Origin of the sequence: Mesorhizobium sp. M1004 (assembly GCF_040318795.1) — a bacterium.
Taxonomy (GTDB): Bacteria; Pseudomonadota; Alphaproteobacteria; order Rhizobiales; family Rhizobiaceae; genus Mesorhizobium.
Genome location: NZ_JAMYNB010000002.1, coordinates 436,078 through 450,787, shown reverse-complemented (window position 1 = coordinate 450,787; position 14,710 = coordinate 436,078). Strand labels below are relative to the sequence as shown.

11 protein-coding genes are annotated in these 14,710 nt (G+C 62.8%); 8 read left to right on the top strand and 3 right to left on the bottom strand.

The window, feature by feature from the left end; all coding sequences use genetic code 11:
* The first annotated feature begins 120 nt into the window (after positions 1-120).
* From NKH54_RS06285 to NKH54_RS06260, 6 genes are all read left to right on the top strand, one after another.
* Entirely contained in the window at positions 121-1,998 is a 1,878-nt protein-coding gene (locus NKH54_RS06285; RefSeq protein ID WP_023682035.1) for an extracellular solute-binding protein, read from the top strand.
* Complete coding sequence (locus NKH54_RS06280; protein WP_023682036.1) at positions 1,998-3,866, top strand: extracellular solute-binding protein; 1,869 nt, start codon at positions 1,998-2,000, stop codon at positions 3,864-3,866. Before NKH54_RS06285 ends, NKH54_RS06280 begins: the two co-directional genes overlap by 1 nt.
* Positions 3,867-4,040: 174 nt before the next feature.
* Positions 4,041-5,138 carry a microcin C ABC transporter permease YejB gene (locus NKH54_RS06275; RefSeq protein ID WP_023669509.1) on the top strand — a complete coding sequence of 366 codons (1,098 nt, stop codon included), beginning with the start codon at positions 4,041-4,043 and terminating at the stop codon, positions 5,136-5,138.
* Positions 5,138-6,277 (top strand): ABC transporter permease, encoded by a 1,140-nt coding sequence (locus NKH54_RS06270; protein ID WP_023682037.1) that lies wholly within the window; start codon positions 5,138-5,140, stop codon positions 6,275-6,277. The genes NKH54_RS06275 and NKH54_RS06270 overlap by 1 nt, the downstream gene beginning before the upstream one ends.
* Positions 6,274-7,902, top strand: a complete 1,629-nt coding sequence (locus NKH54_RS06265; RefSeq protein ID WP_023682038.1) for an ABC transporter ATP-binding protein — start codon at positions 6,274-6,276, stop codon at positions 7,900-7,902. The genes NKH54_RS06270 and NKH54_RS06265 overlap by 4 nt, the downstream gene beginning before the upstream one ends.
* 19 nt (positions 7,903-7,921) lie before the next feature.
* A complete protein-coding gene (locus NKH54_RS06260) occupies positions 7,922-8,863 on the top strand; it encodes a 2-hydroxyacid dehydrogenase (protein WP_023682039.1) in 942 nt (313 codons plus the stop codon).
* Positions 8,864-8,875: 12 nt separating this feature from the next.
* Here the strand turns inward: NKH54_RS06260 and NKH54_RS06255 are convergent, their stop codons facing one another.
* Both NKH54_RS06255 and NKH54_RS06250 read right to left on the bottom strand, forming a co-directional pair.
* Positions 8,876-9,235, bottom strand: a complete 360-nt coding sequence (locus NKH54_RS06255) for a hypothetical protein (RefSeq protein WP_023682040.1) — start codon at positions 9,233-9,235, stop codon at positions 8,876-8,878.
* Positions 9,236-9,339: 104 nt separating this feature from the next.
* On the bottom strand, positions 9,340-10,272 hold the full coding sequence (locus NKH54_RS06250) for a methyltransferase domain-containing protein (RefSeq protein WP_023682041.1): 933 nt from the start codon (positions 10,270-10,272) through the stop codon (positions 9,340-9,342).
* Between the two features lie 105 nt (positions 10,273-10,377).
* Here NKH54_RS06250 and NKH54_RS06245 point away from each other — a divergent pair, with 105 nt between their 5' ends.
* Together NKH54_RS06245 and NKH54_RS06240 are read left to right on the top strand one after the other, a co-directional pair.
* Entirely contained in the window at positions 10,378-11,388 is a 1,011-nt protein-coding gene (locus NKH54_RS06245) for a ligase-associated DNA damage response exonuclease (protein WP_023816164.1), read from the top strand.
* Between the two features lie 244 nt (positions 11,389-11,632).
* On the top strand, positions 11,633-13,231 hold the full coding sequence (locus NKH54_RS06240; RefSeq protein WP_023738162.1) for a cisplatin damage response ATP-dependent DNA ligase: 1,599 nt from the start codon (positions 11,633-11,635) through the stop codon (positions 13,229-13,231).
* A 7-nt stretch (positions 13,232-13,238) separates the two neighbouring features.
* Here NKH54_RS06240 and NKH54_RS06235 read toward each other — a convergent pair whose 3' ends face one another.
* A complete protein-coding gene (locus NKH54_RS06235; protein ID WP_353027889.1) occupies positions 13,239-14,462 on the bottom strand; it encodes a hypothetical protein in 1,224 nt (407 codons plus the stop codon).
* Positions 14,463-14,710: the final 248 nt, after the last annotated feature.

The following is a 14,710-nucleotide window of genomic DNA, read 5'->3' as shown; positions in this document are numbered from 1 at the left end:
CCGGGTTCAGCCCGGCTTTTTGTTAGGAAAATCGCATATGCGGCGACAAAGCCGCCGCATGGCGGTTTTCACCGGCGTCAAATCATTTAGGATTGCCGGGCATCGCGACGAGGAGAACGCATGACGGTTGGCCGAACGCTTCTGAGGTCCTTTCTGGTTGTGGGCGCCCTCGCAGGCGGCCTGCAGGCATCCTTCCCCCAGGAATGGCACACCACCTCTTCGCTGATCGGCCCCTCCAAATATGGCGAGAACTTCCAGCGCTACGATTATGTGAATCCGGATGCACCGAAGGGCGGTACCTACAATTCGGTCGTTTCCGGCACGTTCGACAGCTTCAATCCCTACGTCGTGCAGGGCTCGCCGGCGGCCGGCCTGCAGCCATTTGGCGGCGGCCTGCTCTACGACACGCTCATGGATCAAGCGACTGACGAAGGCAGCGTCAGCCACCCGCTCATCGCCGATGCCTACAAGTACCCTACCGACTATTCCTCGGCCACCTACCGGCTCGACCCACGGGCGAAATGGCATGACGGACAGCCGATCACCACTGACGACGTGATCTGGTCGTTCCAGGTGCTGAAGGCCAACAGCCCGATGTACAGCCGCTATTTCGAAAACGTCACCGACGCCGTCGCTGTCTCGGACCGTGAGGTCGAGTTCCACTTCGACCAGAAGGGCAATCGCGAACTGCCCAAGATCCTCGGCGACCTTGTCGTGCTGCCCAAGCATTGGTGGGAAGGCACCGACGACAATGGCAAGAAGCGCGACATCACCAAGGGGACGCTGGAGCCGCCGCTGGGCTCGGCTGCATACAAGATCGCCAGCTTCAAGGCGGGGTCGGAAATCGTCTGGCAGCGCGTCCCCGACTATTGGGGCGCCAAGCTGGCTGTGAAGATCGGCCGGGAGAATTTCGACACGCAGCACTTCACCTACATTCTTGACGACAACGCCTCCTGGGAGGCGTTCAAGAAAGGTGGCCTCGACGATATCAAGCCGGAAAACAGCTCGAAGCGCTGGGCGACATTTTATGATTTCGCGGCGATCAAGGCCGGCGATGTGATCAAGCAGGAGTTCAAGACCACCTCGCCCGAGCCGATGCAGGCTTTCATGCTCAACCAGAGACATAGGTTGTTTGCCGATCGTCTGGTCAGGGCCGCGCTCACCTACCCGTTCGATTTCGAATCGATGAACCGCACGCTGTTCTTCGGTTTCAACACTCGCACCCACAGCTATTTCCAGGGCACGGACCTAGCCTCCAGCGGCTTGCCGCAAGGCAAGGAATTGGAGATCCTGGAGAAGTACCGCGACAAGCTGCCGCCGGAAGTATTCACCCAGGAATTCAAGTTGCCGGTCTACGATTCGCCGCAGGCGGAGCGCAAATATCTGAAGCAGGCGGTCGACCTGTTCGCCCAGGCCGGCTGGGTGATCAAGGGCGGCAAGATGGTCAACGCCAAGACCGGCGAGCCATTCAAGTTTGAAATCCTAGGCTCGAATGAAACCGACCAGGTCATTTCCAGCCCCTGGATCGCCAATCTGCGCAAGATCGGCGTCGATGCAACACTGCGCATCGTCGACCCGAGCCAGTACACCAACCGCGTCAGAAACTTCGATTACGACGTCATCACAGGACAGCTCCAACAGTCGGAATCGCCCGGCAACGAGCAGCGCGATTTCTGGAGCTCCAAGGCCGCCGACACACCGGCATCGCGCAATTATTCCGGCATCAAGAACCCGGTCGTTGACGCCCTTGTCGACCGCATCATTTTTGCCACGGATCGCGATGACCTCGTCGCCACCACCCATGCGCTCGATCGCGTGCTGCTGTGGAATTACTATGTGGTGCCGCAATACTATCGCGCCGTTGTGTGGCTGGCTTACTGGAACAAGTTCGGCATCCCGGAAAAGCAGCCCGGCTACCGTGGCGCCGATATCGATTCCTGGTGGATCGATGCGGACAAGGAAAAGGCCCTGGCCGCCAAGTACAAGGGCAGCAATTGATGGCGGGGCTCCCTCGCCGCGATTTCCTGGCCCTCAGTGGCGCCGCGGCCGTTGCTGCGCTGCTGCCGGGCAAGGCTTTCGCCGCCAGCCCAACCGGCGTGAAACTGCATGGACTGTCGGCTTTCGGCGACCTCAAATACAAGCCGGACTTCACTCATTTCGACTATGTCAATGTCGATGCGCCGCAAGGTGGCGTCTTCAACTTCCTGCCGCGCAACTGGCTTGCCAACCAGACGCCGCTGACCTTCAACACGCTGAATTCGTTCGTTCCCAAAGGCGATTCGCCCCAGCGCACGGAGATGTGCTTCGATTCACTGATGGTGAGAGCGTACGACGAACCTGACGCCGTTTACGGGCTGATCGCTGACAGCGTGACGATTTCCGACGACCGCAACGACTTCACCTTCTCGCTGCGCCCGCAGGCCCGCTTCCATGACAGCACGCCATTGACGGCAGAGGATGCCGCCTTCACCTTCAAGCTGCTCAAGGACAAGGGGCACCCGTACTATTCCCTGCCGCTAACGCATCTGGATGACGCGATTGCCGTGGATGCCCACACGCTGCAGCTTAGGTTTTCCGGCAAGCAGACAAGCCGCACCATCCTCAACGTCGTCGAGTTCCCGGTCCTGTCGAAGGCGTTCTACACGGCCAACCCGTTCGATTCCTCGCAGATGAACCCGCCGTTGGGGTCAGCCGCCTACAAGGTCGGTCGCTGGTCGGCAGGGGCCTGGATCGAATATGAGCGTGTGGCTGATTATTGGGGCAACGACCTGCCGGTCAATCGCGGCCAGAACAATTTTCAGCGGATCCGCGTTGAGTTCTATCAGGACCGTAGCGTTGCCTTCGAAGCGTTCAAGAAGGGAGAAATCCTCTACAGGGAGGAATTCACCTCGCGCGTCTGGGCGACCGGCTACGACTTCCCAGCGTTCACTGCCGGCAAGGTGGTGAAGCACGAATTCCCGGCCGAAACGGTGCCTTCGATGCAGGGCACCGCCGTCAACCAGCGGCGCGAGCAGTTTCGCGACTCGCGCGTGCGGCAGGCGATCGGGCTCTGCTTCGACTTCGAATGGACGCGGCGCAATTTCTTCTACGGTTCCTATGAGCGCTCGCAATCCTGCTTCGAGAAATCCGAATTTCGCGCCGAGGGCAGACCGTCGCCACAAGAATTGGCTCTTCTTGAGCCGCTGCGTGAGCAGATTCCCGCCGAGGCTTTTGGCGAAGCCGTGATCCAGGACGCGTCGAACGGCTCCGGCCGCGACCGGCAGTTGCTTGGCAAGGCGGCCAAGCTTCTGGCCGAGGCCGGCTGGAAACGGTCCGGCAATTTCGTCGTGAACGACAAGGGTGGTCGGTTGTCCGCAGAGTTTCTTGTCGACGACGAAGTCTTCGAACAGGTCTACTCGCCCTGGGTCGAAAACATGAAGGCGGTCGGCATCGATGCCTCGATCCGGCTGGTGGATGCCGCGCAATATCAGCTGCGGCAGAATTCGTTCGACTACGACCTCGTCTCGGTCGCGGCCTCGTTTCCGGCGACGCCAACCCGTGACGACCTCGAAACCATTTTCCATTCGCGAGCAGCTACCGTATCGGGCTCTCGCAATCTGCCGGGAACGTCGAGCCCGGCCATCGACGCCCTGGTTGACGCCGCAGGTGCCGCCGAGGGTCGCGAAAGCCTGACAATTGCCATGCGCGCGCTCGACCGGGTCTTGCGTGCACGGAGGGATTGGATTCCAAGTTGGTTCCTGGCGAATCATCGAAGCGCCTATTGGGACATGTTCGGTTTTCCCGAGCGGAAACCCGATTTCGACTTCCCGGTCGAAGCGCTGTGGTGGGTCGACAAGGGCAAGGCGGCAAAAATTGGCAAAGGGTAGGCTGTTGCGCGGCACTTTACCCTCCCCCTCGTGGGGAGGGTCGGTGAGCACTTCGTGCGCAGCGCGAATGGCGAACCGGGGTGGGGGTGTGACGGCGTACGCCGGATCGAGACTACCCCCACCCCGCTCCGCTTCGCGGATCGACCCTCCCCACAAGGGGGAGGGTGAAAGCTGATGGGCGCCTACATACTGCGCCGTATCCTGCTGATGATACCGACCCTGTTCGGCATCATGGCGGTTGCTTTCGTCGTCACTCAATTCGCACCGGGTGGACCGGTCGAGCAGGTCATCGCCAGCCTGACCAACCAGGGCGGCAGCGACCGCCTCGGCAGCGGCGGCGGCGATGCAGGAGGCGGCGGCAATTTCGATGTGGCCGGTGACGTCGGCTCGAAGTATCGCGGCGCGCAAGGGCTCGATCCGGAATTCATCAAGAAGCTGGAAAAGCAATTCGGCTTCGACAAACCACCGCTCGAACGCTTCGGCATGATGCTGTGGAACTATGCCCGCTTCGATTTCGGCGACAGCTATTTCCGTGACATCTCGGTTCTTGACCTGATCCTGGAGAAGATGCCGGTGTCGATCTCGCTTGGGCTGTGGATCACGCTGTTGTCCTATCTGATCTCGATCCCCCTTGGCATCCGCAAAGCGGTCAAGGACGGCTCCGCCTTCGACGTCTGGACCAGCGGCGTGATCATCGTCGGCTATGCCATACCGGCCTTCCTGTTCGGCATATTGCTGATGGTGCTGTTCGCGGGCGGCTCCTTCTGGGACTGGTTCCCACTGCGCGGCATCGTCTCCGACAATTGGGACCAATTGTCGTGGCCCGACAAGATCGTCGATTATTTCTGGCACATGACCTTGCCGCTGACGGCGCTGGTGCTGTCGGCCTTCGCGACGACGACGCTGCTGACCAAGAACTCCTTCCTGGAAGAGATACGCAAACAGTATGTGGTGACGGCCCGTGCCAAGGGCCTGTCGGAGCGGCGGGTGCTTTACGGACATGTGTTCCGCAACGCAATGCTGATCGTCATTGCCGGCTTTCCAGCGGCCTTCATCTCGGCCTTCTTCACCGGCTCGCTTTTGATCGAGAACATCTTTTCCCTCGACGGTCTCGGGCTGCTCGGTTTCAGGTCCGTGTTGGCGCGCGACTATCCGGTCGTGTTCGCCAACCTCTATATATTTTCGCTGCTTGGTTTGTTCGTGACGCTGTTGTCCGACCTGATCTACACATGGGTCGATCCGCGCATCGATTTCGAGCGGAGAGACGTCTGATGACGCAGGCTGCAGCCGAGATCACACCGACAAGGATCGCCCGCCCCTGGCTGTCGCCGCTCAACAAGCGGCGCTGGCAGAACTTCAAGGCCAACCGGCGCGGCTACTGGTCGTTGTGGATATTCCTCGCTCTGTTCGTGCTGTCGCTGTTTGCCGAACTGATCGCCAACGACAGGCCGATCGTCGCCTACTACAAAGGCGAGATCCTGTTCCCGGTGGCGGTCGCCTACCCCGAGGAAAAATTCGGCGGCTTCTACGCCGTCACCGACTATCGCGACCCGGTCATCCGCGACGAGATCAACGCCAATGGCTGGATGATCTGGCCGCCAATCCGCTATTCCTACCGCACCGTCAACAATGCGATCCCCGACGCCGCTCCCGCAAAACCGTCATGGGAATACGACGCGCAGAGGCGATGCAGCCAATATCCGCAAGGCGCTGCCGATCCTGACTGCATTGTCGGCAACTGGAACTGGCTGGGTACCGATGACCAGGCGCGCGACGTGCTGGCGCGCATCATCTACGGGTTTAGGATTTCCGTGCTGTTCGGGTTGATCCTGACTGCGGGTTCGTCGGTTATCGGCGTCGCCGCCGGCGCGCTGCAAGGGTATTTCGGCGGCTGGACCGACCTTCTCTTTCAACGCTTCATAGAAATCTGGTCGGCGATACCGCTGCTGTATCTGCTGCTGATCGTCGCCGCCATCCTGCCGCCGGGCTTCTTCATCCTGCTCGGGCTGATGCTGCTGTTCTCCTGGACGTCGCTTGTCAGCGTGGTGCGCGCCGAATTCCTGCGCGCACGCAACTTCGAATATGTCAACGCGGCCCGCGCGCTTGGTGTGTCCAACCGCACCATCATGCTGCGCCATCTTCTGCCTAATGCCATGGTGGCGACGCTGACCTTCATGCCTTTCCTGGTCAGCGCCTCGATCTCGACACTGACCTCGCTCGACTATCTCGGCTTCGGCCTGCCGCCCGGCACCGCGTCGCTCGGTGAACTGCTAAAACAGGCGCAGAGTAACCTCAATGCCCCCTGGCTCGGTATATCGGGCTTCATCGTCATCTCGCTGATGCTGTCGCTGCTGGTGTTCATCGGCGAGGCGACGCGCGATGCGTTCGATCCGCGCAAGGCGTTCCGATGAGCGAGCCCCTGCTCTCGGTCCGCGATCTCAGCGTTGCCTTCACGCAAGGCGGCAACCAGTCGATAGCCGTCGACCACATCTCCTTCGATCTCGCCAAGGGCGAGACGGTGGCGCTTGTGGGCGAATCCGGTTCCGGCAAATCGGTCTCGGCGCTGTCGGTTCTGAAGCTGCTGCCCTACCCGACGGCCAGCCATCCCTCGGGCAAGATCCTGTTCCAGGGCGCCGACCTTTTGGCGATGAACGAAAAGCAGTTGCGCAGCGTGCGCGGCAACAAGATCACCATGATCTTCCAGGAGCCGATGACCTCGCTCAATCCTCTGCACACGATCGAGCAGCAGATCGTCGAGATCCTGGCGCTGCATCAGGGCATGGGCGACCGCCAGGCCAAGGCGCGCACGCTGGCGCTGCTCAACGAGGTCGGCATTCGCGAACCGGAAAAGCGGCTCGACGCCTATCCGCACCAATTGTCCGGCGGCCAGCGGCAGCGCGTCATGATCGCCATGGCGCTGGCCAACGAACCGGAACTGCTGATCGCCGACGAACCGACGACGGCGCTCGACGTCACCGTGCAGGCGCAGATCCTCGAATTGCTGGCGGGGCTGAAGAGCCGCAAGGGCATGTCAATGCTGTTCATCACCCATGATCTCGGCATTGTCAGAAAGATCGCCGACCGCGTCTGCGTGATGACCAAAGGCAAGATCGTCGAGACCGGGCCGACCAGGGACATCTTCGCCAACCCGCAACACGCCTATACCAAGCACCTGTTGGCCGCCGAGCCGAAAGGCAAGCCGCCGGCCGCCAACGACGCCGCCAAGCCTGTGATGACCGGCAAGGACATCAAGGTTTGGTTCCCGATCAAGAAGGGTTTCTTTCGCACCACCGTCGACAATGTGAAGGCAGTTGACGGAATCGACGTCACCGTACGCGCCGGCCAGACGCTCGGCGTCGTCGGCGAATCCGGCTCCGGCAAGACGACGCTCGGCCTGGCGCTGGCGCGGATGATCTCATCGACCGGCACCATCCAGTTCAATGGCAGCGACATCAACCAGCTTTCCTTCAACGCCATGCGGCCGCTGCGCCGCGAGTTGCAGATCGTTTTCCAGGACCCGTTCGGGTCGCTCAGCCCGCGCATGTCGGTCTCGGAGATCATCGAGGAAGGCTTGAAGATCCACGAGCCGAAGCTGTCGCCCGACCAACGCGACGACAAGGTCGTCGCCGTGCTGAAGGAGGTCGGGCTCGATCCGGCGACCAGGAACCGCTATCCGCATGAATTCTCCGGCGGTCAGCGCCAGCGCGTCGCCATTGCGCGCGCCATGGTGCTCAATCCACGCTTCGTCATGCTGGACGAACCGACCTCGGCGCTCGACATGAGCGTGCAGGCGCAAGTGGTCGACCTCTTACGCAATCTGCAGGCCAGGCACGACCTTGCCTATCTGTTCATCAGCCACGATCTGAAAGTCATTCGCGCCCTTGCCAATGACGTCATCGTCATGCGCAATGGCAAGATCGTCGAAGCCGGCCCTTCCGAACAGATTTTCGAGCGGCCGCAGACCGACTATACGAAGGCGCTGATCTCGGCCGCGTTCAAGATCGAGACGGCGCCGGTCGGTATCGTCAGCGAATAACAGGGAATACAATCCGCAAATGGAAAAAGGCAAAATCCTGCTTGCCGTCACCGGCTTTCATCCGCAGCGCTGGCGCGAGCTGCTGTCGGCCGAGCGCGAAGTGGTGCTGGAGCCGGACGGCGCTTCGGATCCGTCGATCACCTATGCGGTGGTGTGGAAGCAGAAGCCGAACCTCTTGAAATCGCTGCCCAATCTACGCGCAATCTTCTCGATCGGCGCCGGCGTCGACCATATCTTCGCCGATCCCGGCCTGCCCGATGTGCCGATCGTCAAAGTGGTAGCCGACAACCTCACCCAATACATGACCGAATATGTCGTCTGGCGGGTGCTCGACCATCATCGCCAGGGCATGCTCTATCGTGCCCAGCAGCCGAAGAAGACCTGGCACGAACCGCCGCAGCGGCCGGCCGGCGACATCTCGGTCGGCATTATGGGGCTCGGCAATCTCGGCCGCGCCGCGGCGTCGGTGCTGTTGTCGCTCGGCTTTGCCGTCAATGGCTGGTCGCGCAGCGACAAGGCCATGAAAGGCGTTGCGACCTATGCCGGAGAGGCCGGGCTGATCCCCTTCCTCAACGCCACCGACATACTGGTGGTGCTGCTGCCGCTGACGCCGGATACGCACGGCATCATCAATTACGGCGTGCTGAAGGAATTGCGCAAGCGCAACGGCCTCGGCGGCTCGGTGCTGATCAATGCCGGGCGCGGCCGGCTGCAGAAGGACGCCGACATATTGCGCGCGCTGGGCGACGGCACGCTGAAGGAGGCGAGCCTCGACGTGTTCGAGGTCGAGCCGCTGCCGAAGACCAGTCCGCTATGGAGTCACCCGAAAGTGTTCGTGACGCCGCACGCGGCGGCGACCTCCGACCCTGTCCACCTGGCGCCGAGCATGTTGCGGCAGATGGATGCCTTCGAGCGCGGCGAAAAGCTTGATAACGTGGTCGACCGCAAGGCGGGGTACTGAGGAAGTCCAGGTTCAGCTCGGCAGACTGAACTTCTTCTGCTTGTTGGGCGTGCCGCAGTCGCGGCGGACGATCGAGCGGTTCATGGCGTCGATCTTGCCACTTGCCAGATCAGTATCGCGCTTGCTTTTGGAGCGCATATCCGGCGTGAACGGGCCGAAGCCCATCGCCGGATTGGAGAAGCTCGGCTTGGCGTCCGTCGACAGATGGTATTGCTGCGCCAGTTCGTTGCGCTGCGCCAGCAACTGGTCGCAAGCCACGTTGTCATATTGCAGCGACGATTGCACGTCCTGGTCCTGCCGCTCCGACATCGAACTGCCCATGCAGCCGGTCATTGCCAGGCAAGACACCAAGACCATCATGTTCCAGCGCATGTGTTCCTCCTCAATGCCTGCCGAGGGCTTTTCTCGGCTTGTATCCTACCTGATGCCGCGCCAGCCGCAAAAATCCTATTCACGTTTTCGAACAAGACGAGACATCAACCCTTGGACGAGGGCACCGCCAGCGCGGCAAGCCCGCCGACCGGCTGGCGGCGATCCCAGCGGATGACGGTCGGCTGCATCGACAGCACCGACAGGCCGTTTGCGGCAAGCACCCGCTCGACATAGGCTTGAGAATGGGCGTAGCGACGAGACGGCTGCAGCGCAAAACCGGCGTCGCCGCCCGCCCCGCCCTTGGCTGGCGTTTCGACGGAAAAGGCAAACAGGCCATTGGTGGCCAGAATGCCGGCGACGGTCTTCACCACGCGATCGAGCGCGCCGACATAGATGAACACGTCGGCCGCCGCCACCAGATCGGCTTTCGGCCCGGCATAGGCGAAATGCTGCAGATCGGCCTTGGCGAGCAGGTCGTAGACGCCCTTGGCGCGGGCCTTTTTCAGCATGGCGGCGGAGATGTCGTAGCCCTCCAGCCGTTCGGCGACCGGCCGCAGTTTCTCGCCCATCAGACCGGTGCCGCAACCGAGATCGAGCGCCAGCGAAAAGCGGCCCGGTCTTGCCGCGCGAATGGCGCGATCGAGAAACTCCGGCAGCCGGTAGCCGAGCTTGTCGACCAGCGAGTCCTCGAAAGTCTCGGCATAGTGGTCGAACAGCGTCTCGACGAAGGCGCTGGGTGGCGCTGCGGCAGCCGGCGCCTTGCCGATCAGCTGCAGCTTCAGCGCAGCACCCAGGCGATCCGCCGGGTCCAGTTTCAGCACCGTCGCCCAGGCCTGCGTCGCCAGGTCGAGCAGCCCCGTTGCCTCCTGCATCTCGCCCAGGCGGAACCAGCCCGCCGCCCATTGCGGCGCCAGTTCCAGCGCGCCGAGCAGCAGCTCCGTCGCTGCCGCGTGCTCGCCCGACCCGAAAAGCATCTCGGCATAGTCGGCGCGACGGTCGGCGGTCAGGTCGCCGGACGAGATTTTCAGCGGTTGCATGGCGATGGCCCCGCCGGCTGATGCGGCCGGTGGCTGGCTGTAGGCCGAGTCAGCAGTCTCTTGCAACAGGCTTCCCGCGCTGGAATTAGCCACTATCTTGAGTGGATGCGCGCCAGCGAACTGCTTCATCCCCGGCCTGAAGGCCTTTATTGCCCATCCGGCGATTTCTTCATCGACCCGGTGCGGCCAGTCGACCGGGCGTTGATCACGCATGGCCATTCCGACCATGCCCGCTCCGGCCATCGTTCGGTGCTGGCGACGCAGCAGACGCTCGACATTATGGGGTTGCGTTATGGCGAGGATTTTGCCGGGACAACGCAAGCGGCCGTGCTTGGCGAAGCTATGGCGCTGAACGATGTCAGCGTCACCTTCCATCCGGCCGGCCATGTGCTGGGCTCGGCGCAGATCGCGGTCGAGCACAAGGGCAGGCGCATCGTCGCCTCCGGCGACTACAAGCGCCAGAAGGACGCGACCTGCGCACCGTTCGAACCGGTCCAATGCGATGTGTTCATCACCGAGGCGACCTTCGGCCTGCCGGTGTTTCACCATCCGCCCGACACGGAGGAGATCGCCCGGCTGCTCAAATCGGCGGCGCAGTTTCCCGAGCGATCGCATCTGGTCGGCGCCTATGCGCTGGGCAAGGCACAGCGGGTGATGCGGCTGCTGCGCGATGCCGGTTATGACAGACCGATCTATATCCACGGCGCGCTGGCCAAGCTCAGCGAATATTACCAGAGCCAGGGCATCGACCTCGGCACGCTGGAGCCGGCAACCGTCGACAGCGGCGGCAAGCAGGATTTCACCGGGGCCATCGTTGTCGGCCCTCCATCGGCCTTCGCCGACCGCTGGGCGCGGCGCTTTCCCGACCCGATCTCATGCTTCGCCTCGGGCTGGATGCGCATCCGCCAGCGCGCCAAGCAAGGCGGCGTCGAACTGCCGCTGATCATTTCCGACCATGCCGACTGGGATGAACTGACCGCTACCGTCAAGGAGACGGGCGCCGGCGAAATCTGGGTGACGCACGGCCGCGAGGAAGCGCTGGTGCGCTGGTGCGAGCTGGAAGGCATCGCCGCCAGGCCACTGCACCTTGTGGGCTATGAGGACGAGGGCGATTGATGGTGATTTTTGATCCAGAAATCGCCGGCGCGGCGATCCTTCCCACCCCCCTCTGGCCTGCCGGCCATCTCCCCCGCAAGGGGGGAGATCAGATGTCACCTCCGCTTTCGCCAATCGCCAACCTCGCAAGATGGGCGGCAAGATCAAGGCTGCCAATCTCCCCCCTTGCGGGGGAGATGTCCAGCAGGACAGAGGGGGGTGTGCCAGAGCGCAAACCTCTGCCGTCAACGCGGTCCTTGCATCCATGAACCGCTTTGCCGAACTCCTCGACCGCTTGGTGCTGACGCCGTCGCGCAATGGCAAGCTGACGCTGCTCGTCGACTATTTCCGCAGCGTCGAGGACCCCGACCGCGGGCTGGCGCTGGCGGCGATCACCGGCGACCTCAACATTGCGGCGGTCAAGCCGGCGATGCTGCGCACGCTGGTCACCGAGCGCATGGATCCGGTGCTGTTCGGCTATTCCTACGACTATGTCGGCGACCTCGCTGAAACCGTGTCGCTGGTCTGGCCGCAAACGCCGGGACATATCCCCAACCGGGAGCCGACGCTTGGCGACGTCGTGACAAAGCTGCAGGCGGCGAGCCGCTCGGACGGACCCAAGGTGCTGGCCGGGCTGCTCGACAGCGCCGGCATTTCGGCGCGCTTTGCCATCATCAAGCTGGTCACCGGCGGCTTGCGCATCGGCGTTTCGGCGCGGCTGGCCAAACAGGCGCTGGCCGATTTCGGCAAGGTCGATGTCGCCGAGATCGAGGAGCTGTGGCACGGGCTGACGCCGCCCTATATCTCGCTGTTCGCGTGGCTGGAAGGCAAGGCCGAGAAGCCGAAGCGGACCGCACTTGCCCTGTTCAGTCCGGTGATGCTGTCGAACCCAGTCGGCGACGGCGACCTCGAAAAGCTCGATCCGGCCGCCTATGCCGCGGAATGGAAATGGGACGGCATCCGCGTTCAGGCGGTGTGCGAGGGCGGCGTGCGCCGGCTCTATTCGCGCACCGGCGACGATGTGTCCGGCGCATTCCCCGATCTCGCCCAGGCGATGAATTTTTCCGCCGCGCTCGACGGCGAATTGCTGGTCGGCGAGCCCGCGGCGACCGGCACGTTTTCGGACCTGCAACAGCGGCTCAATCGCAAGAGCGTGGCCCCGAAGATACAGCAGCAATACCCGGCCTTCATGCGCTGCTACGATGCGCTGCAGATCAACGGCGAAGATTTGCGCGCGCTACCTTTCCGCGAGCGGCGGGCCCGTCTTGAGGCCTTCATCACAACGCTGGACCCGCACCGTTTCGATCTGTCGCCATTCGTCGAATTCCGGGATTGGCAAACGCTGGAGGAACTGCGCCGCGCGCCGCCGCACCCGATTATCGAAGGCGTGATGCTGAAGCGCTGGGATTCGCCCTATCTCGCGGGACGGCCGAAAGGGCCGTGGTTCAAGTGGAAGCGCGATCCGCACACGGTCGATGCTGTGCTGATGTATGCGCAGCGCGGCCATGGCAAGCGGTCGAGCTTTTATTCCGACTATACGTTCGGCGTCTGGTCGGGGCCGGAAGGCGCGGAGGAATTGGTGCCGGTCGGCAAGGCCTATTTCGGCTTCACCGACGAGGAGTTGAAGCAGATCGACAAATTTGTCCGCGACAATACGGTCGAGCGTTTCGGCCCGGTGCGCTCGGTGCGCGCCGACCGCAGCCAAGGCCTGGTGCTGGAGGTGGCGTTCGAAGGTCTCAACCGTTCGACCCGCCACAAATCCGGCGTTGCGATGCGATTTCCCCGCATCTCACGGCTGCGCTGGGACAAGCCGACCGCCGAAGCCGACCGCATCGAGACGCTGCAGGCGCTGCTTGATCGCTAGGCGGCGCTTACGGTTCGATCGAAACGCGGATCTCGTAGATGTCGACCGCCTTGCCCTGCTTGTCGAAGTCGGAGTTGATGGCGATGCTGCCGGCCGCGCCCGGGGGCTTGTCGGGGAATTTCACGTCGAACAGATATTCGTTACGCTGCTGGCCGACCGCATAGCGCTTGCGGCCGCAGTCGCCGAGATCGCCGAAATTGCAGTCGACGGAGATCTGCGTGTCCTTGCCGTCCTCGGCGCGGGCGACGATGTCGAACACGGCATGTTTGCCGGCAAGCTTCTCCAGCACGCCCTGCCCGACATCGAAGCTGATGGCCGAGCCGGAAGCACCGGAGCGGATGCGCAGGAAGGAGCCGGTGTCGTCCTGCACGACATCGGCCTTGGCGTCGGACGGGGTCGCCACATGCGTTGGATCGGTGGGTGTAAACACGTTGATCCAGTCGCGCGTCTGTTCGGCGACACCAGGCTGCTGCGGCGCGCCAGGCTGCTGCGGCTCAGTTGTATCGGCAGGCGGCGTGAAGTCGTCATCGTCGACGGTCGGCGGCGCTTCGGGCGGCGCCGTGTCGAGCTGCGCCGGCGTCTTGAAGACCCCGGTCTGCACGGCGAAATAGAGGCCGATGCCGGCGGCGGCGAGCAACGTCACGCCAAAGAAGATCGCCGTCAGCGGCAGGCGGCGGCCCCTTATCCGCCTTTCATCACGGTCAGGCGCCACTTCCGCCGCGGCCTCGGCCAACGCGGAATCGGCCATATCGATCGCCGGGGCGCCGGGCAGCGTGGCGTCAGGCATGATGTCGGGGACGACCGGCAGCACGCGCGAACGCGGCGCGTCGGATGCCTCGGGCTGAACCGGTTCATCAACGACGATCGCCGGCGACGGTCCGGCCGCGACACCTGTCGGGGCATCGACCGCGGGCGCTTCGGCGGCGCCCTGTACGGCGTCTTGCGGCTGCGCAACGCGTTGCGTCAGCGCGGTATCTTGTGTCTGCGCAGCGCTCTGCGTCTGCGCGGCGACATCGGGGACCGCGGGCAGGAATTCGGATTCGATCTCGGCGATCTTTTCCTGCACCGCCTTACGGCGCTTGATGGCGGCTTCCACCGTCACGCCGGGATTGGCCTGGAGCACGCGGTCGAGCGCCGCGAAAGCCGACCGATAGACCCTCTCGCGAAATGCCCGGTCCTCGGCGTTGCCTTTCTCGAAGGCGTTGCGGATCGCTTTTTCGATCGCGTCCAAGCGAATTTCCCCTGTCCGTTCGCTTACATTGCCATGATCGTTAGCCGCAGGCGACCAATCAATCAACGGGCGAGCGCCCGCATTCTGCCTTACAGGCCTGTTCAAGGCCCATTTCGATGCGTTTTGGCAATAAAATCAGTCGGTTTTGCCGCCTTGCCGGGCAGTTTGTGCGCAGTCCGCCGCGACGTCTCCGCGTAGCCGAAAAAGCAAATGAGGCGGTGGCTCATTGCGCGCCAATGGAAAATGCC

Excerpts from the sequence above, each read along its gene's own strand:
- NKH54_RS06285 (WP_023682035.1), top strand. The coding sequence starts at position 121 with ATGACGGTTGGCCGAACGCTTCTGAGGTCCTTTCTGGTTGTGGGCGCC.
- NKH54_RS06280 (WP_023682036.1), top strand. The coding sequence starts at position 1,998 with ATGGCGGGGCTCCCTCGCCGCGATTTCCTGGCCCTCAGTGGCGCCGCG.
- NKH54_RS06275 (WP_023669509.1), top strand. The coding sequence starts at position 4,041 with ATGGGCGCCTACATACTGCGCCGTATCCTGCTGATGATACCGACCCTG.
- NKH54_RS06270 (WP_023682037.1), top strand. The coding sequence starts at position 5,138 with ATGACGCAGGCTGCAGCCGAGATCACACCGACAAGGATCGCCCGCCCC.
- NKH54_RS06265 (WP_023682038.1), top strand. The coding sequence starts at position 6,274 with ATGAGCGAGCCCCTGCTCTCGGTCCGCGATCTCAGCGTTGCCTTCACG.
- NKH54_RS06260 (WP_023682039.1), top strand. The coding sequence starts at position 7,922 with ATGGAAAAAGGCAAAATCCTGCTTGCCGTCACCGGCTTTCATCCGCAG.
- NKH54_RS06255 (WP_023682040.1), bottom strand. The coding sequence starts at position 9,235 with ATGCGCTGGAACATGATGGTCTTGGTGTCTTGCCTGGCAATGACCGGC.
- NKH54_RS06250 (WP_023682041.1), bottom strand. The coding sequence starts at position 10,272 with ATGCAACCGCTGAAAATCTCGTCCGGCGACCTGACCGCCGACCGTCGC.
- NKH54_RS06245 (WP_023816164.1), top strand. The coding sequence starts at position 10,378 with ATGCGCGCCAGCGAACTGCTTCATCCCCGGCCTGAAGGCCTTTATTGC.
- NKH54_RS06240 (WP_023738162.1), top strand. The coding sequence starts at position 11,633 with ATGAACCGCTTTGCCGAACTCCTCGACCGCTTGGTGCTGACGCCGTCG.